Source organism: Flavobacterium sp. WC2430 (assembly GCF_040822075.1).
Lineage (GTDB): Bacteria > Bacteroidota > Bacteroidia > Flavobacteriales > Flavobacteriaceae > Flavobacterium.
The window spans coordinates 769751-792780 of sequence record NZ_CP162007.1; the positions used below are offsets into that span (position 1 = coordinate 769751).

Annotated in this window: 24 protein-coding genes; 14 read left to right on the forward strand and 10 right to left on the reverse strand. The window is 33.4% G+C overall.

Going from position 1 to position 23030, the window contains the following annotated elements:
* The first annotated feature begins 34 nt into the window (after positions 1-34).
* From metG to AB3G36_RS03245, 4 genes are all read left to right on the forward strand, one after another.
* Positions 35-2095: a methionine--tRNA ligase gene (metG, locus tag AB3G36_RS03230; protein WP_367755948.1), complete on the forward strand. Its 2061-nt coding sequence runs from the start codon at positions 35-37 to the stop codon at positions 2093-2095.
* A 100-nt stretch (positions 2096-2195) separates the two neighbouring features.
* Positions 2196-3107 carry a DMT family transporter gene (locus AB3G36_RS03235; protein WP_367755950.1) on the forward strand — a complete coding sequence of 304 codons (912 nt, stop codon included), beginning with the start codon at positions 2196-2198 and terminating at the stop codon, positions 3105-3107.
* Positions 3108-3114: 7 nt separating this feature from the next.
* On the forward strand, positions 3115-3804 hold the full coding sequence (locus AB3G36_RS03240) for an HAD family hydrolase (protein WP_367755952.1): 690 nt from the start codon (positions 3115-3117) through the stop codon (positions 3802-3804).
* Between the two features lie 218 nt (positions 3805-4022).
* Positions 4023-5279, forward strand: coding sequence for an OmpA family protein (locus AB3G36_RS03245; protein ID WP_367755954.1), 1257 nt, complete (start codon positions 4023-4025; stop codon positions 5277-5279).
* 93 nt (positions 5280-5372) lie between these two features.
* Here AB3G36_RS03245 and AB3G36_RS03250 read toward each other — a convergent pair whose 3' ends face one another.
* Positions 5373-6515 carry a cystathionine gamma-synthase gene (locus tag AB3G36_RS03250; protein WP_367755956.1) on the reverse strand — a complete coding sequence of 381 codons (1143 nt, stop codon included), beginning with the start codon at positions 6513-6515 and terminating at the stop codon, positions 5373-5375.
* A 103-nt stretch (positions 6516-6618) separates the two neighbouring features.
* Between AB3G36_RS03250 and AB3G36_RS03255 the strand changes: the two genes are divergently transcribed.
* Entirely contained in the window at positions 6619-7362 is a 744-nt protein-coding gene (locus AB3G36_RS03255; protein ID WP_367755958.1) for a DUF4163 domain-containing protein, read from the forward strand.
* 2 nt (positions 7363-7364) lie between these two features.
* Here AB3G36_RS03255 and AB3G36_RS03260 read toward each other — a convergent pair whose 3' ends face one another.
* Positions 7365-7820 carry a DinB family protein gene (locus AB3G36_RS03260; protein ID WP_367755960.1) on the reverse strand — a complete coding sequence of 152 codons (456 nt, stop codon included), beginning with the start codon at positions 7818-7820 and terminating at the stop codon, positions 7365-7367.
* A 74-nt stretch (positions 7821-7894) separates the two neighbouring features.
* Here AB3G36_RS03260 and AB3G36_RS03265 point away from each other — a divergent pair, with 74 nt between their 5' ends.
* The 5 genes from AB3G36_RS03265 (at position 7895) to nadD (ending at position 11378) form a co-directional block, all read left to right on the forward strand.
* Positions 7895-8251: an arsenate reductase family protein gene (locus tag AB3G36_RS03265; RefSeq protein ID WP_367755962.1), complete on the forward strand. Its 357-nt coding sequence runs from the start codon at positions 7895-7897 to the stop codon at positions 8249-8251.
* Entirely contained in the window at positions 8244-9137 is an 894-nt protein-coding gene (locus AB3G36_RS03270; protein WP_367755964.1) for a DMT family transporter, read from the forward strand. Before AB3G36_RS03265 ends, AB3G36_RS03270 begins: the two co-directional genes overlap by 8 nt.
* Positions 9138-9205: 68 nt before the next feature.
* The gene (locus AB3G36_RS03275; RefSeq protein ID WP_367755966.1) at positions 9206-10066 is read left to right on the forward strand and encodes a YicC/YloC family endoribonuclease; all 861 of its coding nucleotides are present in this window, start codon (positions 9206-9208) and stop codon (positions 10064-10066) included.
* A gap of 41 nt (positions 10067-10107) precedes the next feature.
* On the forward strand, positions 10108-10680 hold the full coding sequence (gmk, locus tag AB3G36_RS03280) for a guanylate kinase (RefSeq protein ID WP_367755968.1): 573 nt from the start codon (positions 10108-10110) through the stop codon (positions 10678-10680).
* A gap of 86 nt (positions 10681-10766) precedes the next feature.
* Positions 10767-11378 carry a nicotinate (nicotinamide) nucleotide adenylyltransferase gene (nadD, locus tag AB3G36_RS03285; RefSeq protein WP_367755970.1) on the forward strand — a complete coding sequence of 204 codons (612 nt, stop codon included), beginning with the start codon at positions 10767-10769 and terminating at the stop codon, positions 11376-11378.
* Here nadD and AB3G36_RS03290 read toward each other — a convergent pair whose 3' ends face one another.
* Positions 11379-12275, reverse strand: coding sequence for a LysR family transcriptional regulator (locus AB3G36_RS03290; RefSeq protein WP_367755972.1), 897 nt, complete (start codon positions 12273-12275; stop codon positions 11379-11381).
* Between the two features lie 86 nt (positions 12276-12361).
* Between AB3G36_RS03290 and AB3G36_RS03295 the strand changes: the two genes are divergently transcribed.
* The 3 genes from AB3G36_RS03295 (at position 12362) to AB3G36_RS03305 (ending at position 15583) form a co-directional block, all read left to right on the forward strand.
* On the forward strand, positions 12362-13132 hold the full coding sequence (locus AB3G36_RS03295; protein ID WP_367755974.1) for a type 1 glutamine amidotransferase domain-containing protein: 771 nt from the start codon (positions 12362-12364) through the stop codon (positions 13130-13132).
* Between the two features lie 2 nt (positions 13133-13134).
* Complete coding sequence (locus tag AB3G36_RS03300) at positions 13135-14292, forward strand: iron-containing alcohol dehydrogenase (RefSeq protein WP_367755976.1); 1158 nt, start codon at positions 13135-13137, stop codon at positions 14290-14292.
* Between the two features lie 295 nt (positions 14293-14587).
* The gene (locus tag AB3G36_RS03305) at positions 14588-15583 is read left to right on the forward strand and encodes an NAD(P)H-dependent glycerol-3-phosphate dehydrogenase (protein WP_367755977.1); all 996 of its coding nucleotides are present in this window, start codon (positions 14588-14590) and stop codon (positions 15581-15583) included.
* 80 nt (positions 15584-15663) lie between these two features.
* Here the strand turns inward: AB3G36_RS03305 and AB3G36_RS03310 are convergent, their stop codons facing one another.
* The 3 genes from AB3G36_RS03310 to AB3G36_RS03320 form a co-directional block, all read right to left on the reverse strand.
* Complete coding sequence (locus AB3G36_RS03310; protein ID WP_367755979.1) at positions 15664-16071, reverse strand: hypothetical protein; 408 nt, start codon at positions 16069-16071, stop codon at positions 15664-15666.
* Between the two features lie 192 nt (positions 16072-16263).
* Positions 16264-17283, reverse strand: coding sequence for a phenylalanine--tRNA ligase subunit alpha (gene pheS / locus AB3G36_RS03315; protein WP_367755981.1), 1020 nt, complete (start codon positions 17281-17283; stop codon positions 16264-16266).
* 143 nt (positions 17284-17426) lie between these two features.
* Positions 17427-17783, reverse strand: coding sequence for a hypothetical protein (locus AB3G36_RS03320; protein WP_367755983.1), 357 nt, complete (start codon positions 17781-17783; stop codon positions 17427-17429).
* A gap of 178 nt (positions 17784-17961) precedes the next feature.
* Between AB3G36_RS03320 and AB3G36_RS03325 the strand changes: the two genes are divergently transcribed.
* Positions 17962-18498, forward strand: coding sequence for a CvpA family protein (locus AB3G36_RS03325; protein ID WP_367755985.1), 537 nt, complete (start codon positions 17962-17964; stop codon positions 18496-18498).
* A gap of 8 nt (positions 18499-18506) precedes the next feature.
* On the opposite strand, the gene AB3G36_RS03330 is transcribed toward AB3G36_RS03325, so the two are convergent.
* The 4 genes from AB3G36_RS03330 to AB3G36_RS03345 all read right to left on the reverse strand — a co-directional run bounded on the left by AB3G36_RS03330 (position 18507) and on the right by AB3G36_RS03345 (position 22958).
* Positions 18507-19253: a tetratricopeptide repeat protein gene (locus tag AB3G36_RS03330; RefSeq protein WP_367755987.1), complete on the reverse strand. Its 747-nt coding sequence runs from the start codon at positions 19251-19253 to the stop codon at positions 18507-18509.
* A 15-nt stretch (positions 19254-19268) separates the two neighbouring features.
* The gene (locus AB3G36_RS03335) at positions 19269-21014 is read right to left on the reverse strand and encodes a BatD family protein (protein WP_367755989.1); all 1746 of its coding nucleotides are present in this window, start codon (positions 21012-21014) and stop codon (positions 19269-19271) included.
* A gap of 86 nt (positions 21015-21100) precedes the next feature.
* Complete coding sequence (locus tag AB3G36_RS03340; protein WP_367755991.1) at positions 21101-21871, reverse strand: tetratricopeptide repeat protein; 771 nt, start codon at positions 21869-21871, stop codon at positions 21101-21103.
* 58 nt (positions 21872-21929) lie between these two features.
* On the reverse strand, positions 21930-22958 hold the full coding sequence (locus AB3G36_RS03345) for a VWA domain-containing protein (RefSeq protein ID WP_367755993.1): 1029 nt from the start codon (positions 22956-22958) through the stop codon (positions 21930-21932).
* Positions 22959-23030: the final 72 nt, after the last annotated feature.

A 23030-nucleotide genomic window follows, 5' to 3' on the forward strand; every position in this document is an offset into this window, starting at 1 on the left:
TATTGCTTATTTTTGCACTCAATAAAATTGAATCATGATACAGAATCCAAAAAGATATACGATTACAGCGGCATTACCTTATACGAACGGACCAATTCACATTGGCCATTTGGCGGGTGTTTACGTGCCATCTGACATATATTCTAGATATTTAAGATTGCAAGGAAGAGACGTTTTGTTTGTATGCGGAAGCGACGAGCACGGTGTGGCAATTTCTATGAAAGCGAAAAAAGAAGGAATTACTCCTCAGGAAGTAATTGATAAATATGATGGCATTATTCGCAAATCGTTCTTAGATTTTGGGATTTCGTTTGATAATTACTCAAGAACTTCGGCTAAAATTCATCATGACACTGCTTCGGAATTTTTTAGAACATTATATGAAAAAGGTGATTTTATAGAACAAGTAACAGAGCAGTTGTATGATGCAAAAGCAGATCAGTTCTTAGCTGACCGTTTTGTAACTGGAACTTGCCCAAAATGTGGTAATGAAGAAGCATACGGTGACCAATGTGAGAAATGTGGTTCTACACTAAACGCTACAGATCTAATTAATCCAAAATCAACTATTACGGGAGATACTCCTATTATGAAATCGACGAAGCACTGGTTTTTACCTTTGGATCGCTATGAAGATTTCTTAAAAGAATGGATTCTTGTAGGACACAAAAATGACTGGAAACCTAATGTTTACGGACAAGTAAAATCATGGATTGACGGAGGATTAGAACCTCGTGCTGTAACTCGTGACCTTGATTGGGGAATTGATGTTCCTGTTGAAGGTGCCGAAGGAAAAAAATTATATGTATGGTTTGATGCCCCAATTGGCTACATTTCTTCTACTAAAGAATGGGCTTTGCGCGAAGGAAAAGATTGGGAGCCTTACTGGAAAGATCAAGATACGAAATTGGTTCACTTTATAGGGAAAGACAATATTGTTTTTCATTGTATTATTTTCCCTGCGATGTTGAAAGCCGAAGGAAGCTATATTTTGCCAGACAATGTGCCAGCAAATGAGTTCCTGAACTTGGAAGGAAATAAATTATCGACTTCTAAAAACTGGGCAGTTTGGTTGCACGAATATTTGGAAGAATTCCCAAATCAGCAAGATGTTTTGCGTTATGCTTTGACATCAAATGCGCCAGAAACAAAAGATAATGACTTTACTTGGAAAGATTTTCAAGCAAGAAACAATAATGAATTGGTTGCCATTTTTGGAAACTTCATTAACCGCGTAGTCGTTTTGACTAATAAATATTACGAAGGAGTTGTTCCAAGCCCGAATACCTTATCAGAAGTGGATGAAGCAACTTTAACGGAATTGAAAGCCTATCCAGCAGTTATTTCAAGTTCTTTAGAGCGTTACCGTTTTAGAGAAGCGCTTGGAGAATTAATGAATGTGGCTCGTTTAGGAAATAAATATTTGGCCGACGAAGAGCCGTGGAAAATGATAAAAACCGACGAAGGTCGTGTTCAAACTCAAATGTATGTAGCACTTCAAATTGCTGCGGCTTTGAGTTCACTTTGCGAACCGTTCTTGCCTTTTACAGCAACAAAATTATCACGAATATTGAAAATCGAAAGTCCGTTGAGTTGGAGTACAATTTCAGAAACTTCAGGTTTACTTCCGGGTGGACACCAAATAGGTGAAGCAGAATTGCTTTTTGCAAAAATTGAAGACGAGGAAATTCAGAAACAAATTGACAAACTAGAAGCGACTAAAACCGCTAATACTGCCGAAAACAAAAGAGCAGAACCACAAAAAGAAGCGATTCAGTTTGATGATTTTGCCAAAATGGATATTCGTGTAGGTACGATCTTGGAAGCAGAGAAAATGCCAAAAGCCAACAAATTGTTGATTTTAAAAGTAGATACTGGAATAGATGTTCGCACGATTGTTTCAGGAATTGCAGAAAGCTTTAAACCGGAAGATATCATTGGAAAGAAAGTCACTGTTTTAGTGAATTTAGCTCCAAGAAACTTGCGTGGTGTAGAAAGCCAAGGAATGATTTTGATGTCTACTAATACCGAAGGAAAACTGGTTTTTGTAAACCCAGATACTGATGGTGTTTCTAATGGAGAGACGATAAATTAAGAAAAAAGAAAAGTGTATAAACACGAATTTCACTATTTTTCACCAACTAAACTGTGTAAATTAGTGAAATTCGTGTTTATATTAGTTAATAGCAAAAAGAATGACCAATGCAAAACCAAGATTAGCTTTAGTTTTCGGGATACTTTGTATTTCGATTTTCCCTATATTGATTAAACTCAAGCTAGCTCCTGGATTAATTTCCGCATTTTACAGGATGGCAATTGCTGTTTCTTTGTTATTACCTTATGTGCTTGTCACTAAAAAATTTAAATTACCTGAGAAAAAACACTTGATACTGGCAATCCTTTGTGGTGTTTTATTTGCTTCGGATGTTGCGGTTTGGAATATTGCCATTCAGGAATCAAGTGCAACCCAAGCTTCGTTATTGACCAATTTGTCACCACTATGGGTGGGAATTATTTCTTATGTATTTTTAAAAACCAAACCAGCTCTAAATTTTTGGATAGGAACTATAGTAGCCCTTTTTGGAATGGCGATGTTAGTGGGATTTAAATTCTTTCTGAAATTAGATTTTAACAATTCCTTTCTATTAGCTGTATTATCAGGAATTTTCTACTCCATCTATTTATTGGTTAGTAAAAAAGCACTGACTCATATAGATGTACTGTCCTTTATGACTATTAGTTTACTAGCATCCACTGTTTATTTATCAGTAGTCTGCATCTGGATGAATGAGCCATTTTCTGGATTTTCAAATTCGGGTTGGTTGGTTTTGATGATACAAGCCGTTGTTTGTCAATTGATGGCTTGGCTATCGGTTAGTTATGCAACTCAACACATGCGTCCCACAAGGGTTTCGTTGAGTTTATTAGGACAAGCAGTAATTACCTCTATTTTAGCATGGGCATTTTTAGACGAGAAAATTACAATCAATATGATTATTGGTGGTATAATTTTGCTTTTGGGTATCCGAATTACTTTTTACACGAAAACATTTTCAATAAAAAATATATTTAATAAAACAAAAGAGGATGCCTCTTTGACAGCATAAAAACAATATGAAAAATTTAAAAGTAATAGCCTTCGACGCAGATGACACTTTATTTATCAATGAAACCTATTTTGATGAAACCGAAAAGAAGTTTTGTGGTTTGATGGAAGATTATTTATCGCATCAAGGAATTTCGCAAGAACTGTTTAAAGTGGAAATTGATAATTTAAAAATGTATGGGTATGGCATAAAAGGATACATCCTTTCTATGATTGAAGCGGCAATGAGAATTTCTAACAATACCATTCCAATAGAAATTATCGAAAAAATCATACAGTACGGAAAAGAATTGATTGAGAAACCTATTGTTTTATTAGACGGAGTTGAAGAAACCTTGGAAGCTTTACATGGCAAATACAAATTAGTTGTAGCAACTAAAGGGGACTTATTAGATCAACGCAGAAAATTACACAATTCTGGATTAGGGAAATACTTTCATCATATAGAAGTCATGTCAGACAAACAAGAAGTGGACTATCTTGATTTGATTAAGCGATTGGAAATAAAACCAGAGGAATTCATTATGATAGGGAACTCTTTAAAATCAGATGTTTTACCCGTTCTAGCGATTGGCGGTTACGCTGTTCACATCCCGTTTCACACTACTTGGGCTCATGAAAAAATTGATTATAAGGTGGAGCATACTAATTTTAATGCCTTTATTAGAATTTCAGATGTTTTAAAGACCATTTTATAAATAAAAACGCGTCTTTTTATAACTTCCCTAACTAAATCAAGTCACAAAAATTAATGTTTAGCAATTTATATTCGCAAAAAAACAGGTAAAAAATTAGTAATAACCTAAGCATTCCCCGCAATTTACAGAATTAATGCTAATTATTACATAATTAACTGTTTGAAATTTCTTATTAAACATTATATCGTATTTTTGCCTAGAATTTAAAAATGAAAAAAATGAAAAAACTTATACTTACGTTGGTATTTGCTGCGGCATTTACAACAATGAGTGCTCAAACTGAGACAGAAAAGAGTACAAAAGACGATTACAACAAATGGTCTATTGAATTGGCTGGTGGTGTTAACAAACCACAAAGACCTATGACTTCAGGTTATTTTACATCTACACCAAGTCCTTATGTAATTGATTTAGGAGCAAGATACATGTTTAATAACAAATTTGGTTTGAAAGCTGACTTTGGTTACAACAGTTTTGAAGGACAAAATAGTTCTAAAGACTTTAGTACTAAGTACTACAGAGTTGACTTACAAGCAGTAGCTAATTTAGGAAGAATCATGAGTTTCGAAACTTGGACTAATACAATTGGTTTATTAGGTCACGCTGGTTTTGGTTTAGCTCAATTAGAAGATCAAAATTCTGCTGCAAAAGACAGAATGGGTAATTTCATGGCAGGTATAACTGGACAAATTAAATTATCTAACAGAGTATCATTAACAGGAGATTTTACAACTATTCTTAATGCTGCACAAGACAGATCTTTTGATGCTGCAACATTTCGTAAACACCAAGGATTTCAAGGAATTCTTTTCAACGGTACAGTTGGTTTAACAGTTTACTTAGGTAAAAATGTAAAACATGCTGACTGGGTTATTGACAATGAAGATCGTTTAGACGGAATTGACGCAAAAATTGCTGCAATCGAGAACAAAATGCTTGATACTGACAATGATGGTGTAGCTGATTATTTAGATCAAGAGCCTAACACTGCTGCAGGTGCTTTAGTTAACACTAAAGGTGTATCAGTTGACGCAAACAACAATAATGTTCCAGATGACGTAGAAAACTACATCATGAAGAACTATACAAGTAAAACTGACAAATCTCCAATGTTAAGCAACAATGAATTAATCAAAAGCTTAATTAATGGTGGTTATGTTGCTACTTATTTTGATTTTAACAAATCTACTCCAACAAATGTTTCTACAGAAGGTATCGATTTTATCTTAACTTACTTAAGAAACAATCCTTCAGCTTCAGTTGATATTATTGGTCATGCTGACGAAATTGGAAGATCTGCTTACAATGATAAATTATCTAATGCAAGAGCTGCTAAAGTGAAAAGCATTTTATTAAAAGCTAATGTTGACGCTTCAAGATTGAACGTTATCGCAGCTGGTGAAGATAATTCAGTTGATAAAGATTCAGAATTAGCTAGAAAACTAGTAAGAAAAGTTACTTTCAGAATAAAATAATTTATTCTTAAATAAAAATAAAAGCCCAAATCTAAATTTTAGATTTGGGCTTTTTCATTTAGAAGTCTTTTTTAAAAAACTTGTTTTTTATATTTACGCTAGTGCGTTCTTCAGGTCTTCCAATAAATCTTCAATATCTTCAACTCCCACACTCAAACGAACTAAATCATCTGTAATACCAACTGCTGCACGTTTGTCTTCAGGAATCGATGCATGCGTCATTAAAGCAGGATGATTTGCTAATGACTCAACGCCACCCAATGATTCCGCCAAAGTGAAAATTTTAATTTTTTCTAAGAAACTTATTGAATCTTCTTTTTTACCCGAAACAAAATCAAAAGAAACCATTCCACCAAAACCACTCATTTGCTTTTTAGCAATTTCATGAAACGGATGACTTGGTAGTCCTGTGTAATAGACTGTTTTTACTTTTGGATGCTTATTCAAAAAATCAGCCACTTTTTCTCCGTTTTCACAATGTCTTTGCATTCTTAAGTGCAACGTTTTTATTCCTCTAAGAACTAAAAAACTATCCATTGGTCCAAGAGTAGCACCTGTCGCAAATTGTTGAAAGTGCAATTGTTTTCCTAGTTCAGCTGTTTTAGCAATCAAAGCTCCAGCCACCACATCCGAATGCCCTGCAAGGTACTTTGTAGCCGAATGCATTACCACATCGGCACCTAAATCTAATGGGTTTTGTAAATAAGGTGTTGCAAAAGTATTATCTACTGCAAATAGAATATTGTTCTCCTTTGTAATTTTAGCTATAGCAGCAATATCAGCTAATTTCATTAATGGATTTGTAGGTGTTTCTACCCAAACCATTTTAGTGTTTTCATTAATTAATGATTTAATATTCTTCAAATCATTCATATCAACATAATGAAATTTAATTCCTGAATTGTGATATATTTTAGTAAACATTCTATACGTACCTCCATATAAATCGTCCATTGTAATAATTTCGTCACCCGCTTTAAAAGAACGCAACAAACAATCAGTAGCTGCTAATCCAGATGAAAAAGCCAATCCTTTTGCTCCATTTTCAATACTTGCTAATGCTTCCTCTAAAGCTGATCTTGTAGGATTTGCAGATCTACTATATACATAATCACCAATAGGTTTGCCTGGGCTTGTTTGTGCATATGTCGAAGTTTGAAAAATGGGTGGCATAACTGCTCCAGTTGACGGATCATGATGTTGCCCTCCATGTATTGTTTTTGTATTGAATTTCATATCTTTAAATTTTACTGTTTTAATGGTTACTCAAACTTACCGCTAAAATTATTCCTGACAAGGAGCAAGTCCATACCTTTGTATTAAATTAACACTTTTTGAGATGAAAAATATTATCCTTTTTAGCCTATTACTTTTTTCTATGGCACGTTGTTCTAAGGAGCTAGTTTTTGAAGATCAATCATTCTTAAAAAAAACGAGTTTACCCTGCAAAGAGAATTGTCCTCAAATTAGTATAAAAATTCCAATTGCAAAAGACGTCCCCGATGTAGCTGACAACATCAATAAAAAAGTCTTTTCAGTTTTAAAAGAGATTGTATACTTTGGCGAAAAGCCATACGCAGCAACCAATTATAATGATCTCTCTAGGTCCTTTATTGATTCCTATGAAAAACTACAAAAAGAATTCCCAAAAGACAGTTTTGGTTGGGAAGCAAAAATCGAGGGATCCGTAAAATACGTCTCAGATAGTATTTTAAATATTGAAATCAAGCACTATACTTATACTGGTGGAGCTCATGGATACCAAGGCTTACGTTCACTACTTTTTGATCCTGCAACGGGAAAAACAATTTCGAACAGTCAATTATTTAAAGACCAAAATGGATTTAAAGCGTTTGCAGAGAATAAATTCAGAATCAAATATAAAATCCCTAACGACAAAAATATCAATTCAACTGGCTACTTATTTGAAAATAATGTATTCCACTTGCCGCTCAATATATTTTATACTGACCGTGGATTGTTATTGTATTATAACTCATACGAAGCGGCATCCTATGCAGATGGACCAAAAGAGTTGCTCATATCCTATAAAGAAGCAAATCCTTATTTGGTATTAAAATAAAATTAAATGAATTTTCTAATACCTAGAATAGCGCCAATATGAATCCCCTCATGAAAACTATTAAAGAACATAGCGTCTTTGGCATTTTTCAAAACAAAACCTGTTGAAGTGGGGTATTCTTGGTAGTTAACAAAACTATTATTATTCATATCAATCTCCGTTTGATCGATGGTTTCCATCAGTAAATTATAAATTTCATCTACTTCAGCTTGTGTTGCATCTTGTTCTGGCTTTGTCCCTTTTTTATATTTTTCGACCAATGTATCTGAAATATTCATTGGAAGACCTGATAATTTATAAACTAGCATTTGTTGCACCACTACAATGTGGGCAATATTCCAAATTAAATTATTATTATGTCCCTCAGGAATGGCGTTCAATTGTGCTAATGTATATCCTTTTAAAATTTGAGATAACATTTTTCTACTGGTTCTGGTAACGTCTAATGATGTGTTCATTTCTAATTTTTTGATAAAAATAATCATTTTCAGTTTCAAATGATTTTTCTTTGCACAAAGAAATTGAAATTATTATGAACAAAATCTATTACATCGCTTCTTGTGATACTTGTCGAAAAATTATTAAAACCTTACCTAAAGGCAATAATCTTGTTTTTAGAGACATCAAGCAAAATCCTTTAACTGAAGAAGAATTAGAAGAAATGTATCAACTATCTAATAGCTATGAGGCTTTGTTTAGTAAAAAAGCACAATTGTATAAATCTATGAATTTGAAGGATCAAACCTTGACTGAAGCTGATTATAAGAAATACATCCTAGAACATTACACCTTTTTGAGTCGTCCTGTTTTTGTTATTGACGGTAATGTTTTTGTTGGCGGAACGCAGCAAAACATGCTTCAAGTGATGAAAGCATTGAATAATGTCTAAAAGAAATATTGCTCTTTTTGGTGCAACTATTGTTTCCATAATATACGGCGTTACATTTACCATTGCCAAAGATGTCATGCCTACTTATATTGATGCTTATGGCTTCATTTTATTGCGTGTAAGTGGTGCTATGCTTTTATTCTGGTTCTGCTGGTTGTTTATGCCTAAAGAAAAAATAGCAACTAATGATTTTCCCCGAATTATTGTTGCTGCTTTTTTTGGCGTGGCCTTCAATATGCTAACTTTTTTTAAAGGACTTAGCCTTACTTCACCCATCTCGGCATCCGTAATTATGGTTACCACGCCTATGATTGTTTTAGTCCTTTCGGCAATTATTATGAAAGAACGAATGAAGAAACGCATGGTTGCTGGGATTTCTCTGGGTTTAATAGGAACTGGTTTTTTAATTCTTTATGGCAAATCAATTGGTACCGCCACAAATGCCACTTTAGGAAATATTCTCGTTTTTTTAAATGCCGTTTCTTATGGTTTTTATTTAATCATTGTCAAAAAATTGATGGAGAAATACAATGCTTTTACTTTTGTAAAATGGATTTATCTATTTGGTTTTTTAATGGTTTTGCCTTTTGGCTGGAGCCAATTTGAAATAGTTAACTGGTCAATAGTCCCTGTAGCTATATATTGGAAAATAGGATTTGTAGTCGTTATTTCGACTTTTGTAACCTATTTATTAAATTTACTTACCATGAAGGAATTAAAACCAACAACAGTGGCTGTATTTATTTATCTACAACCTGTATTCGCAACTGTATTTGCGATTGGCCTTGGGAAAGATGATTTGAGTTTAGTGAAAATTATTTCGGCCATTTTAATCTTTTTAGGGGTGTATATGGTTACCCAAAAACCATCTGAAAGAAAGGAATAAACCTTAAAAAACAGGCTCTTTGTGGGTTAATTCGCTTTTCATTATCTTTGACCTCTTTATACAACTATATGATACAATCAATGACAGGTTTTGGTAAAGCTACTTTGCAATTACCAACCAAAAAAATAACAGTAGAAGTAAAATCTTTAAACAGTAAAGGTCTTGACCTTAACGTAAGAATGCCTTCGCTGTACCGCGAAATGGAATTAGGTTTACGAACTCAAATCGCATCAAAATTAGAAAGAGGAAAAGTAGATTTTTCTATTTTTATCGAAAGTACCGCTGAACAAACCACAACTAAAGTTAATGTCCCAATTGTGAAAGCATACATCAGCCAGTTAAGAGAAGTTTATGCCGCTGCTGATGAAACCGAATTGATGAAAATGGCTGTAAGAATGCCCGATGCATTAAAAATTGAGCGCGACGAAATCGACGAAAATGACTGGGTACAGATCCAAACTGTTATTGAAGAAGCGGTCCAAAACATCTTGACTTTTAGAAAAGATGAAGGAATGTCACTTGAAAAAGAATTTCAATTGCGAATAGGTAACATTCGCCAGTACATGACTGATGCATTAGCATTAGACCCTGAACGCGTACAAGCTATAAAAGACCGTTTACAAACTGCCATTGCTGAATTACAAGTAAACGTTGATGAAAATCGTTTTGAACAAGAATTAATCTATTACCTAGAGAAATTAGACATTACCGAAGAAAAAGTGCGTTTAACTAATCATTTGGATTATTTCTTAGAAACTATAAATGGAACCGAAGCCAACGGTAGAAAATTAGGTTTTATTACTCAGGAAATGGGGCGTGAAATCAATACTATGGGTTCTAAATCCAATCATGCACAAATGCAGAAATTAGTCGTTCAAATGAAAGACGAATTAGAAAAAATTAAAGAACAGGTTTTAAACGTATTGTAGGTTTCGGCATTAAAAAAATACCGAAATAAATTCAGCATAAAATGAAAAAAGGAAAATTAATTGTTTTTTCGGCACCATCGGGATCTGGAAAAACAACCATAGTTAAGCATTTACTAAGCAAACCTGATTTGAATTTAGAATTCTCTATTTCTGCAGCTTCTCGTGATCCTCGAGGGGAAGAAACAAACGGAAAAGACTATTATTTCATTTCAACTGAAGAATTCAAAAAACACATCAAAAACGAAGATTTCCTAGAATGGGAAGAGGTCTATAGAGACAACTTCTATGGAACTTTAAAAAGCGAAATCGAACGCATCTGGGCCAAAGGTAAAAATGTAATTTTTGATATTGATGTTGCTGGTGGTTTACGTATTAAATCTAAATATCCAGAAGAAACTTTAGCCGTATTTGTAAAGCCACCAAGTATTGATGAGTTAAAAATTCGTCTAAAAAAGCGCTCCACCGAAAGTGAAGACAAAATTAATATGCGAATTGCAAAAGCATCAGTTGAACTAGCTACAGCTCCGCAATTTGATGTTGTAATTAAAAATTACGATTTAGATATTGCTTTGGAAGAAGCCTATCAATTGGTGAAGGATTTTGTAAGTAAATAAAAATTAAAAAATTAAAGAATTGAAAGATTTAAAAACCAATGATAATCTTTCAATTCTTGAGTTTTTTAAATCTTTAAATTAAATCGATGAAAATAGGACTCTATTTCGGAACTTTTAATCCCATTCATGTTGGGCATCTTATTATTGCAAACCATATGGCGGAGCACTCTGATTTAGATCAAGTTTGGATGGTAGTTACGCCACATAATCCACACAAAAAGAAAAGTACTTTGCTTGATGATTACCATCGATTACAAATGGTTCATTTAGCAACCGAAGATTTTCCAAAATTGAAACCTTCCGATATAGAATTTAAGTTGTCACAGCCCAATTATACGGTGAACACTTTGGTTCACTTGGAAGAGAAATTTCCAAACTACGAGTTTTCTTTAATTATGGGCGAAGACAACTTAAAGTCGTTGCACAAATGGAAAAACTACGAAGTTATTTTACAAAATCATGATATCTATGTGTATCCTCGCATTTCATCAGAAGCTGACACGAGCCTGAAAGGCGAACTGGCGCAGCAAAATGTAGAACTTAAAAACCATCCTAAAATTCATTTAATTGATGCACCAGTAGTTGAAATTTCCTCTACATTTATTCGCAATAATATTAAAGCAGGAAAAAATATTCAACCACTTTTGCCAACTAAAGTTTGGGAATACATTGATCACAATAATTTTTATAAAAAATAATTATTCAAATATTGTCCTTAGAACTACTTCAATTTCTTGAAAAGCGGTATTAAAATTATCATTTTTTCCTGACAATAAAAAAACTTCCGTACTTGGCATGAGTTTGCTATTCCATAATAATTGAATTCTTTTTTCTTCTATAAAACACTTAGCATTAATATCCCAAACTACTGCTACTCCTGTATTTTTAGCAAGAACTCCAAGCATTTCATATTCTGATGGAATAATATAATTAGAAATCATTGTTGGCCTTTTTTTATTAAAAACATGTAGCCAAAACAATTTGATGTGTGGAATTCCAGCATCATGACTGTACCACTTTTGATTATTTAACCATTGTTCAATTGGCGAAAAAACTTTAGTTTTAATTTTTAATTTCAACTCGGATGCATCAATATTGTTGGAGCCAACTATAATTTGTTTCATTTCTCCTACCTTTTTTTGAATGGTATCGAAGGTGTCAAACCTTTTGGTCACAATAGCAAAATCGAGTTTTTTAGCATCTACTAATTCAAACAGCGTTTGGTTTTCATGAAAACTAAAATCTATATAATCATACTGTGAAATCAATGCACTACCAATACTACTAAATAAATGCTTCGATATACCAACTGTAATTAATCGGTTTGCATTAAAAGCTTTAGCACGAAATCCATTTTCTACATTTTCCAATCGGTCTAGAGCTTCTATAATCAAGTTATTCAGTAACTTAGCATATTCTGTTGGTTCAACACCTTTTGATTTTCGATTAAAAAGCGTGTAGCCTACATGGGCCTCTAGCATTGCTATTTGCTGACTCACTGCAGGTTGACTTATAAACAACTCTTTGGCAGCTAAAGAAAAGTTCCCGTTTTTATACACGGATTTAAAAGTTCTGTACCATTCTAGATTGACCATGATATAAATATATTTATCACAAACATAATTTAAATTATTTTTACTAATAGCATATTCGCCGTAAATTTGTAGTAATAAAATCAGTTATGAAGAAAATAGCATTATTTACAATTATTGCATTAACTGTGGGTTGCATTAAAGCAACCGCACAAAAACAAAATAAAAAAGACATGAAAAAAGTATTATTTGTTCTTACTAGTCACGATAAATTAGGAGACACCGGAGAAAAAACAGGATTTTGGACAGAAGAATTTGCTGCTCCTTATTATGAGTTAGCTGACAAAGGAGTCCTAATTGATATTGCTACTCCGCTTGGTGGTCAACCTCCAATTGATCCAAAAAGTGAAGACCCGTCATCGGCAACTGAAGACACAAAACGATTTGACAAAGACACTGAATTACAAGCTAAATTAAGTAAAACACATAAATTAGCCGATGTAAAAGAGTCTGATTACGATGCTGTTTTTTATCCAGGTGGTCATGGACCATTATGGGATCTAGCTTCAAATAAAAATTCAGATGCATTAATCTCAGCATTTTACACTAATAATAAACCAGTAGCTTTTGTTTGTCATTCACCAGCGGTATTGAAAAATGTAAAAGTAAATGGAGAATTTTTAGTTAAAGGTAAAAACGTAACTGGTTTTTCTAACACTGAAGAAGCTGCAGTAGGATTAACTGATGTGGTTCCTTTTTTATTAGAAGACGCCTTACAAGCTAATGGAGCAACGTATTCTAAAGTTGAAGATTGGCATCCTTATGCAGTAGAAGACGGTTTGTTGATTACTGGGCAAAACCCTGCATCCTCTAAATTAGTTGCTGAAAAATTATTACATCAATTAAACGAAAAAAAATAAGCATGTTAAACTTCGAATTATATAATCCCACGAATCTTGTATTCGGAAAAGGACAAATTGAAAAACTAGGAAGCCTTGTACCCAAAGGAGCTAAAATATTATTGGCTTACGGTGGTGGAAGTATCTTTAAAAACGGAATTCACGAACAAGTACTCCACAATCTTAAAGGGCACGAAATTGTAGAATTTAGCGGAATTGAAGCTAATCCACATTTTGAAACTTTAATGAAAGCAGTAGCCATTGTTAAAGAACAACATATTGATTTTATTCTTGCCGTTGGTGGTGGATCTGTAATTGATGGTGTGAAATTTATTTCAGCAGCTGTTAATTTTGAAGGAAACCCAATCGATATCTTGCAAAAACGCATTTTAATTAAAGAGAATGCAGTGCCTTTTGGAACTGTATTAACCTTGCCTGCTACAGGAAGCGAAATGAATTCTGGAGCTGTTGTAACTATTGAATCGACCAAAGAGAAATTGGCTTTTGGTGGTTCAGCTATGTTTCCACAATTCTCTATTTGCGATCCAACGGTGATTGAATCTTTGCCAAAAAGACAATTGCAAAACGGTGTTGTCGATGCCTACACGCACGTAATGGAGCAATACTTAACTTATCCACACGAAGGTTATTTACAAGACCGCATTGCCGAAGGAATTTTACAAACCTTAATTGAAGTAGGTCCACAGGTAGTTGAAAATCCTAAAGATTATGCTTTGGCATCTAATTTTATGTGGAGTTGCACCATGGCCTTAAACGGTTTAATCCAAAAAGGAGTTCCTAGTGATTGGGCAACACACATGATAGGTCATGAACTAACTGCGATGTACGGAATTGACCATGCACGAACTCTTGCTGTTATTGCTCCAAGTTTGTACAAAGTAATGTTTGAGACTAAAAAAGGAAAACTAGCACAATACGGAAAACGCATCTTCAACTTAGAAGGAACGGAAGATGAAATTGCTAACGAAGCTATAAATAAAACGGTTGAATTCTTCCACAAAATGGGAATGGACACGAAGCTATCTGACTATACAAAAGAGTATAATCACACTGCCGATTTCATTGTAAATCGTTTTGATGAACGCGGATGGAAAGGTTTAGGAGAAAGGCAAAACATCACTTTAGACAAAGTAAAAGCTATTGTGGAAATGAGTTACTAATTCAGAATACTGGAACTATTACAGTGTAAAATAAAAAGGCGTTTTGAATTTAATTCAAGACGCCTTTTTGATAACACCAAAACAAAACTAACTAACTCAATTTTCATTTATTTATTAAAAACTTAATTTATAATAGGTTACAACGTTAATACGATATAAATATTGCAAGAAATTATAAAAAAAATATTTTATTTTTATGATTGCTTTTTTCAAGCAAATAAAACTCCAGTTTCTTAAATAATTTTTTTGTTTAATTACTCCATTTTTAAGTACTTTTGGTTAAATTTATTAAAAAATGGCCGGAAATATAAAATTCGCAGTTATAGGTGGTGGTAGTTGGGCAACAGCGATTACAAAAATGTTATGTGTAAACCTTTCGGAGGTTTCATGGTACATGCGCAATGAATCAGCTATTGAGCACATAAAGACTTACAAGCATAACCCTAATTATCTTAGTGCGGTAGAGTTTGACACTAAAAAACTAAAATTAACTAGCGATATTAATGAAGCTGTTGCATATGCAGACTACCTCATTTTTGCAATTCCTTCTGCATTTTTAAATGATGAGTTAGAAAAACTAACTGTTTCATTAAAAGATAAAATAATCTTTTCAGCTATTAAAGGAATTGTTCCTGAAACAAGTTTAATTGTTGGCGAACATTTCCATTTTAAATATGACATCCCGTATTATAATATTGGAGTAATTACAGGACCTTGCCATGCCGAAGAAGTAGCATTAGAGCGTTTATCGTACCTTACTATTGCTTGTGGTGATGCTGATAAAGCAAAATTAGTCGCCAAAAATCTATCAGGAAATTTTATAAAAACTAAAATTACAGATGATATCATTGGGACCGAATACGCAGCTATGTTGAAAAACATTTATGCTATTGCTGCTGGAATTGCTCATGGATTGGGTTATGGTGATAATTTCCAATCCGTTTTAATGAGTAATGGTATCCGAGAGATGAAAAAATTCATCAAGAAAGTCCATAAAATGAAACGAAACATTAATGACTCTGCTTATTTAGGAGATTTATTGGTTACTGGATATTCTGTTTTTTCCAGAAATAGAATGTTTGGTAATATGATTGGCAAAGGCTATACTGTAAAGAGTGCAATGATGGAAATGAGCATGGTTTCTGAGGGCTATTATGCAACAAAAAGCGCTTATAAGCTCAACCAAGGGTACCAGGCGAAAACTCCAATTATAGACGCTGTTTATGAAATATTGTACGACGGAAAGGATGCAAAAGCAGTCTTTAAAAAACTAACAGACCAACTGGATTAATCTAAAATAATTCGATTTTTAAACACAAAAAAGGCGCTATCTCATAAGATAACGCCTTTTTCATTATGATAAATTATACATTACCTTATAATAACCCCATCAACAAATAAGATAGGAACTTCTTCCACTGCGTCTTCATTTATGGTGTTGGCTTTGAAAATAAATTTTTTATCGTATAATTTATCCCCTATGAAAAAAGTGACCATAAACTCATTGTTGAGCATTAAAACACTTTTTTCTATCATTTCAATTTTTACAACTGATACTGACGGAATTTCAACAAAAGCATGACGTAAAAGTGATGTTTTTTTCATCTCACCGTCTATAGTTCCAAATGCTTTAGAAACAACCATTACACTTTCTATTAGGTAATCGCTGTCATTTACTAAATAGGCATACCAAACTTTTTCCATAAAGTCGTCACTCCATTCTTGGACTGCGGCTATGAAAACGTTCTCTACTTCGGGGATAATTATGTCTTTTTTCATTGTGATATAACTCTGAAAGCTACTTTTATAACTATTAAGAAATTAAGGTTGTTACGTTTAATCCTTATTTGATCAATATTGACTATTCAACTAAAATACTAGCCCAGATAGAAGTGAAAATCCTTTTCTTGTTTTTCTTTAAAACAAGAAAAGATTGTAACGAATAGCTGGAAATAGCTCCTAATTCAATTATTAAATACTAGCTTTAAATTGTTCTAAGAAACGAACATCGTTTTCGTAAAACATACGAATATCGCCTATTTGATAGTTCAACATGGCGATTCTTTCAATCCCCATCCCAAATGCGAAACCAGTATATTCTTCTGGATCGATCCCGCAATTTTTAAGTACATTAGGATCTACCATTCCACAACCACCAATTTCTAACCAACCAGTTCCTTTGGTAATTCGATAATCAGTTTCGGTTTTTAAACCCCAGTAAATATCAATTTCGGCACTTGGCTCCGTGAATGGGAAATAAGACGGACGCAAACGTATTTTTGATTTTCCAAACATCTCTTTGGTAAAATGCAACAAGGTTTGTTTCAAGTCTGCAAAAGAAACATCTTTGTCGATATAAAGACCTTCTACTTGGTGAAAAATACAGTGAGAACGGGACGAAACAGCTTCGTTACGGAACACTCTTCCTGGAGAAATAGTACGAATAGGCGGTTTATTGTTCTCCATATAACGCACCTGAACCGATGATGTATGCGTACGTAACAAAATATCAGGATTGGTTTGTATGAAAAAAGTATCTTGCATATCACGAGCCGGATGGTATTCGGGCAGGTTCAATGCAGTAAAATTATGCCAGTCATCTTCTATTTCTGGACCTTCGGACACGTTGAAACCAATGTTTGAAAAGATATCTATAATTTGGTTTTTTACTAATGATATTGGGTGACGAGAACCTATTTTTATTGGTTCAGAAGAACGTGTTAAATCACCAAACAACCCTTTACTTTCTTCTTTATTCTCTAAAGATTCTTGTATTGATTTTACCTTTTCTTCGGCAGATGATTTAAGCAAGTTGATTACTTGACCAAATTCCTTTTTTTCCTCATTAGGAACATTTTTAAATTCGGCAAAAAACTCTTTTAAAACCCCTTTACTTCCAAGAAATTTAATTCGGAAAGCTTCTAATTCTGCTGGACTTTGGGTCGAGAAGGCTTGTGCTTCACCGATATATTCTTTTATCTTATCTATCATTTTCATTCAATAATTGCGTGTGCAAATTTACAAAATTTGTTTCAGGTTTAAAGTTTAAAGTTTAAAGTTTCCCTGATAAATTGTGAGATTACCATTTAAGTACTACTATAAGGTTAAATAATATAAAAACTGATAACTGAACACTACTTTATTACTTCTCTTTCAAGAAAATAATTAACAATTGCTTCTTTCATCAATACGGATTGTTCTCCCGCTTTAAGTGGTGGCAACTCTTCTTTTACTGTATAATGAGGCCAGCCTTCTTCGTCAAAAAAATCGAATTCATAAAATCCGTATGGTTCTAATAATCGACAAATAGCAATATGCATTAAGTTTAGTTTTTCGTCTTTTTTATATTCACGGTGTACTTTTCCTAATTCTTGTACCCCAATTAAATAAATGATAGCGTCTAGATCTAAATCTTCACCTTGTGAAAATTGATCTGATAATATAGTTACAAGCTGTTCCCAGCGTTCTTTAAGTTGTGTGTCTCTTGACATTGTGATTGTTGATTGTAGATTAACGATTTTTGACCCGAGCGATAGCGAAAAGGCAAAGCATTTCAGATTTTCAAAAAAAGCATCCAATTATTATGGCAAAGATAACAACTAGAAAATTGACAATGGATGTTTGATAATTCTTTTATATTTGTTCCTTTATCATTACTAAACTAATTTTATGGGAATTTTAGATATTGTCCTGGGTGCATTACTGATATACGCTTTATTTAAAGGTATGAAAAATGGGCTTTTTGTAGAACTTGCTTCCTTAATTTCGCTAATCTTAGGAATTTATATTGCCATAAAATTCTCCTATGTTGTTCGTGAAGTCGCATCAAGTCATGTTTCATGGTCTCCAAAATACATAGAAATAATCGCTTTTGGGCTCACTTTTATAGCCGTAGTCATAGTAGTGCATTTATTAGCCAAGGTGCTTACAGGGATTATGGACTTCGCTTTTTTGGGTTGGATTAACAAGTTAGCTGGAGGTTTTTTTAGTGTTATAAAAACTATATTGCTCTTGAGCATTGTATTGAATCTTTTTCAAAAAATCAACATCAACAATATGCTTACCAAGCAAGAGACGCTAGATAAGTCCATGTTTTACAACCCTATTCAAGAAACGTCAAAGTTTATTTATCCAAGATTACAAACCTGGTACGATGATTTTAAAAGCAAAAACGAAGATAAATCACTTACTAATAAGCAAGAATAAAGAGAGAATTACTTTACTTCTTTGATAGCATTATTTTCAATCCAGCCCTCTGTTCCATCTGTTAGCTGCACTTTTTTCCAACCTTCCACAATTTCTTCTACAAAGACTTTTGTACCTTCATGTAACACCACAATGGTAGAAGCTAATTTTTGGGGCTCACTTTTTACATCCGCCATTTCGGCAAAAACGATTGCTGGCTTTTCGTTTTCAAAATGGCTTTTTTCAAAAATGGCTGCAGCGACAGTTATCATAAGCAAGAAAACAACCACAAACATGGAGAAGAAAAATATTCTTTTAACCACAGTCATTTGAGAAAAATAATATCCTATAAAACACAATAGAAACAATACTGAAAATCCTATAGAAATCCATCCCCAAGTATTGTAATGATAAATTGCCGTGAAATCACGAAGCAATTTACCAAAACCTACTTTTGGAATTACTTTTATTTCGTCAATAGTTCTTTTTTGTGCAAATCTTAAATTGTTTTGAACGTCCTTATCATTTGGTTTTAAAACCAAAGCCTTTTCATAATTATAGATAGCAGGAGCTACTTTGTTTAATTTATAATAAGAGTTCCCTAAATTATAATACAATTCAGCCGACTGCTTATGGCTATTTACCACACTTTCGTATGCATGAACGGCTTCCTGATATTTCCCTTTTTGGTATAAATCATTCCCAGTTTCAAAGCCACTTTGAGCAAAGAAAATTTGAGAAGTAAATAATAATACTATATAAAAAATGTTTTTCATCTTAATCATCAATTGTTAGATCTGCTTTTCTAATTCAGAGATTATTGAAACAGCCTTGTCATAATCATTTTGAATAGTTGCGCTTGAAGCTGGTGCATATCGAGCTACTTCACAGTTTTCAGTTAGAGAAATAAAATCATTTACTACCTCTGGATTTGCATTTCTAGTCAATAATAAGTCCTTGATATTGTCCTTACTCATTTCCGAAGTTTCAATATGAAGTTTTGCCTTCAAGAAATTATGCATCGCTTTTTCAAGAGCCACGTAAAACGGTTCTTTATTATTGATTTGTTTCTTGGCTTCAGATAAATATTTCTTAGCCAATTTATTATTTCTTCTAATTCTATTACCAACAACGTCTCCGTCAATAGCTTCTTTTTTCTTTCTAAGTAAAACTATAATTGGAACAATTAAGAACGGTAAAAACAATAACCCCAAGAACAAATTGGAACCAAAGAAGTCGTCTTTTTTTGTTGACTCTAATTTTGTTTTCAGTTTAATATATTTGAATTGTTCTTGAATTGAAACCGTATTCTTCTTAGAGTTTAGATTGTCTGCTGTTCTAGTATCAGTAGGGCCATCCAGAACGTTAATCATTATTTCAGGAGAACTAATCGTTTTATATGTTCCTGATCCTAAATCAAAATAAGAAAAGCGAAGTGGTTTTACTGGGTAATTCCCTTTATATTGTGGCACAATTGTATAACTGTCAGCCACTTTTCCTGACATCCCCGCTAAAGAGGTATTCACTTGATCTGTGTGAACCGCGTCATACATTTCCAAGGCATTAGGTACTACTGGTTTTGGTAAGTTGAATAATTTCATATTCCCTTTACCTGTGACGCTTACATTTAAATCAAGGCTTTCTCCATTTTTAAGATTTGTTTTGGATGGAGTCACTTTAAAATCAAAACTACCTACTGCTCCAGAAAAATCTTCTGGCTTACCAGCTTCAGGAAGTGCTCTTACCGTTATTGCTTTGGCTCCAGCCGAAACTCTTTTATTTCCTTCGGTCAAAATTACTTGACCAAACATGTTTCTACGATTAGTAGGCAATTGCACATCGATATCTAATGACAATGGCTCTATAGTCAATTTTCCCGATTTTTGAGGGTATAAAACTGTTTTTCTTAATATTACATAACGGTATTTTTCCCCTTTAAACATGCCTTCTTCGGCAACTAATTGCTTGATGTCTATGTTTTGACTCCAGAAATCATTGTACTTGGGTTTATTCAATTCCCTCCAATTCGTAATTCCAATGTTATAGCTAAAATACAGTTTATACACTACTGTAATAGGTTCATTGATATACGGACTTGTTTTCGAAATATCAGCCACAAGATAAATATTATCTGCTGCAGAGACACTAGTGTCGTTTGGATCTTTTGGCTGTTCGATTGCCGATGTAACATTAATTTTTATTGGAGAAGTTTTATACACTTGCCCGTTGTATTCTATGGATGCTTGCTTAATAACTAAAGTCCCTTTTTGATTTGGCAATAGGTAATAGGAATATATTTTTTCAAAAGAACTGCGGCCATTCACCCAAGATTGACTTACTTGTTGACTTGGACCAGCAATTACTCTAAATCCTTCAAAAGAAGGTTCACTAAAATTATCACCATCGATATTCATAGCAAAATCTACACGGAGTCTTTCATTAAGACCAAGTGTCGTTTTACTTACTTTAGCCTCAAATTGCACTTGAGCCATAAGTCCTTGAAAACTTAATAGTATTAAAATTAAAAAATTCTTCATTATTACTGTTTGTTCGTTGATTCCTTGATTTACTACTTAATGAATTTGTTATTAAAACAAATCACGAATAGGTTATAAACCAAATCTTACCAATCTTTTTCTGTTTTTGTTGGTTTTCCTTTTACTTTTTGTGCGTTTACTTTGTCTTGGATTTTCTTTTCCTCATTATTTACCGCATCTAAAAGACTTTGTAAACGTTGTGGTGAAATACCGCCAGGAGTAGGTTTTGGCTTTCCGTTATCCTCAGGTTTTTCATTGTTCTTTTTATCCTTATCTCCCTTATCGTCTTTTTTGTTTTTGTCTTTGTCACCGTCTTTTTTATCCTTATCCTTGTCTTTCTTGTCTTTGTCTTTATCTTTTTTATCCTTGTCTTTGTCTTTTTTATCCTTATCCTTTTTATTGTCTTTAGGCGGATTTTCTTTTAGCATTTTTTTTGCTAATGCATAATTATATCTTGTTTCCTCATCTGTAGGGTCATTACGAAGTGCGTTTTTGTATGCTTCTACCGCTTCAGTATAATTTTTTTCTTTCATGAATACATTACCTAGGTTGTGAAAGGCTTTGTGTTTTTGAGGTCTCGTTTTAGCACTTTTTAAAGCTTTGGCATAGGCATATTTAGCTTCAGCAGGTTGGTTTTGTTTGTATATTGCATTACCTAAATTATATGGAGAAACAGTTCTGTTTGGAAATTTAGAACCCGAAATTCTATAATTAGCCTCTGCATCAACAAATTTATTTTGAGCATATTCCTCATTTGCTTTAGGCAGATTTTTATCTTTCTCCTGCGCAAATACTCCCCCAAATCCCAAACTAAGGAATATAGAAAAGACAAATATGTATTTTTTAAAATTTTTCATTTTTCAATTATTATGTTTATCCTCGAATGTAAAAACAGCAAGGAATTGACATTGTTTTTTATTCGTTAAATAAATTCAGCTTCTTCACCCAGCTTGTTTTTCTTTCTAATAAGAAAAGATCTAGAAACAATAAGATAAAAGCAAATCCAAGAAACCACTGAAACTGCGATTGAAAATCGGCCATTTGTGTCGCTTCAAACTCCGTTTTTTGAATCGTGTTTAACGTGTTTTTTATGTATTCCAAAACCTCTTTGGTATTGCTTCCATCCACATAACCGCCTTTAGTAGCTTTAGCTATGGTCTCTAAACCAGCACGGTTTAATTTTGTAACTACCACTTGGTCATTATTATCACGAACATAACTTTCTACAATTCCATTTCTTTTCAATGGAATAGTCCCTCCTTTTTCGGTTCCAACTCCTATTGTGATAATGCGCATTCCTTGCTTATTGGCTTCTTCGGCTGCTGCCTGTGCCCCTTCAGAATGGTCTTCCCCATCTGAAATAAGAATTAGTAATTTGCTTGTTTTGCTTTTATCATCAAAATAAGTTCCTGATAACTTTATGGCCTCATCCAGCGATGTTCCTTGTGAGGAAACCATCTCCGTGTTCATGCTTTGCAAAAACATTTTGGCCACACTGTAATCAGAAGTAATCGGCAATACAGGAAAAGCACTTCCCGCATACGCCACAATACCAATCCGGTCATTCCCTAACTGATTGATAATTTGAGAAACGAGTTGTTTACTTTTTTCCAATCGGCTGGGAGCGATATCTTCGGCAAGCATACTTTTGGATACATCCATCGCAAAAACGATATCAATACCTTCTCGTTTTACCGTTTCCATTTTGGTTCCTATTTTTGGATTTACCAATCCTAAAATTAATCCCACTAATGCTAATAGAATAACTGCTAGTTTAAAAACAGGTTTAAAAACAGAAGTCTCAGGACTCAATTTTTTAATTAAATCCAGATCTCCAAATTCACGTTGTTTTTTTCTTTTCCAATAGAAATTCAAAAGATACAACACCACCACAATTGGTAGTACGAATAAGAGGTATAAATATTTTGATTCGTCTAATTCCATATTTTTTTTTAAATATCAGTCTCGAAATATCAAGACAAATTTTAGATTCCAATTTTCACGTCCAATCTCTCT

Bases quoted from the DNA above. Each gene is read 5' to 3' on its own strand.
- AB3G36_RS03295 (WP_367755974.1), top strand. From the start codon at position 12,362: ATGAAGAAAATAGCATTATTTACAATTATTGCATTAACTGTGGGTTGC.
- AB3G36_RS03325 (WP_367755985.1), top strand. From the start codon at position 17,962: ATGGGAATTTTAGATATTGTCCTGGGTGCATTACTGATATACGCTTTA.
- AB3G36_RS03335 (WP_367755989.1), bottom strand. From the start codon at position 21,014: ATGAAGAATTTTTTAATTTTAATACTATTAAGTTTTCAAGGACTTATG.
- AB3G36_RS03245 (WP_367755954.1), top strand. From the start codon at position 4,023: ATGAAAAAACTTATACTTACGTTGGTATTTGCTGCGGCATTTACAACA.
- AB3G36_RS03235 (WP_367755950.1), top strand. From the start codon at position 2,196: ATGACCAATGCAAAACCAAGATTAGCTTTAGTTTTCGGGATACTTTGT.
- AB3G36_RS03260 (WP_367755960.1), bottom strand. From the start codon at position 7,820: ATGAACACATCATTAGACGTTACCAGAACCAGTAGAAAAATGTTATCT.
- nadD (WP_367755970.1), top strand. From the start codon at position 10,767: ATGAAAATAGGACTCTATTTCGGAACTTTTAATCCCATTCATGTTGGG.
- AB3G36_RS03275 (WP_367755966.1), top strand. From the start codon at position 9,206: ATGATACAATCAATGACAGGTTTTGGTAAAGCTACTTTGCAATTACCA.
- AB3G36_RS03340 (WP_367755991.1), bottom strand. From the start codon at position 21,871: ATGAAAAATTTTAAAAAATACATATTTGTCTTTTCTATATTCCTTAGT.
- AB3G36_RS03255 (WP_367755958.1), top strand. From the start codon at position 6,619: ATGAAAAATATTATCCTTTTTAGCCTATTACTTTTTTCTATGGCACGT.
- AB3G36_RS03300 (WP_367755976.1), top strand. From the start codon at position 13,135: ATGTTAAACTTCGAATTATATAATCCCACGAATCTTGTATTCGGAAAA.
- AB3G36_RS03250 (WP_367755956.1), bottom strand. From the start codon at position 6,515: ATGAAATTCAATACAAAAACAATACATGGAGGGCAACATCATGATCCG.
- metG (WP_367755948.1), top strand. From the start codon at position 35: ATGATACAGAATCCAAAAAGATATACGATTACAGCGGCATTACCTTAT.
- pheS (WP_367755981.1), bottom strand. From the start codon at position 17,283: ATGATAGATAAGATAAAAGAATATATCGGTGAAGCACAAGCCTTCTCG.
- AB3G36_RS03265 (WP_367755962.1), top strand. From the start codon at position 7,895: ATGAACAAAATCTATTACATCGCTTCTTGTGATACTTGTCGAAAAATT.
- AB3G36_RS03270 (WP_367755964.1), top strand. From the start codon at position 8,244: ATGTCTAAAAGAAATATTGCTCTTTTTGGTGCAACTATTGTTTCCATA.
- AB3G36_RS03345 (WP_367755993.1), bottom strand. From the start codon at position 22,958: ATGGAATTAGACGAATCAAAATATTTATACCTCTTATTCGTACTACCA.
- AB3G36_RS03320 (WP_367755983.1), bottom strand. From the start codon at position 17,783: ATGTCAAGAGACACACAACTTAAAGAACGCTGGGAACAGCTTGTAACT.
- AB3G36_RS03310 (WP_367755979.1), bottom strand. From the start codon at position 16,071: ATGAAAAAAGACATAATTATCCCCGAAGTAGAGAACGTTTTCATAGCC.
- gmk (WP_367755968.1), top strand. From the start codon at position 10,108: ATGAAAAAAGGAAAATTAATTGTTTTTTCGGCACCATCGGGATCTGGA.
- AB3G36_RS03290 (WP_367755972.1), bottom strand. From the start codon at position 12,275: ATGGTCAATCTAGAATGGTACAGAACTTTTAAATCCGTGTATAAAAAC.
- AB3G36_RS03305 (WP_367755977.1), top strand. From the start codon at position 14,588: ATGGCCGGAAATATAAAATTCGCAGTTATAGGTGGTGGTAGTTGGGCA.
- AB3G36_RS03240 (WP_367755952.1), top strand. From the start codon at position 3,115: ATGAAAAATTTAAAAGTAATAGCCTTCGACGCAGATGACACTTTATTT.
- AB3G36_RS03330 (WP_367755987.1), bottom strand. From the start codon at position 19,253: ATGAAAAACATTTTTTATATAGTATTATTATTTACTTCTCAAATTTTC.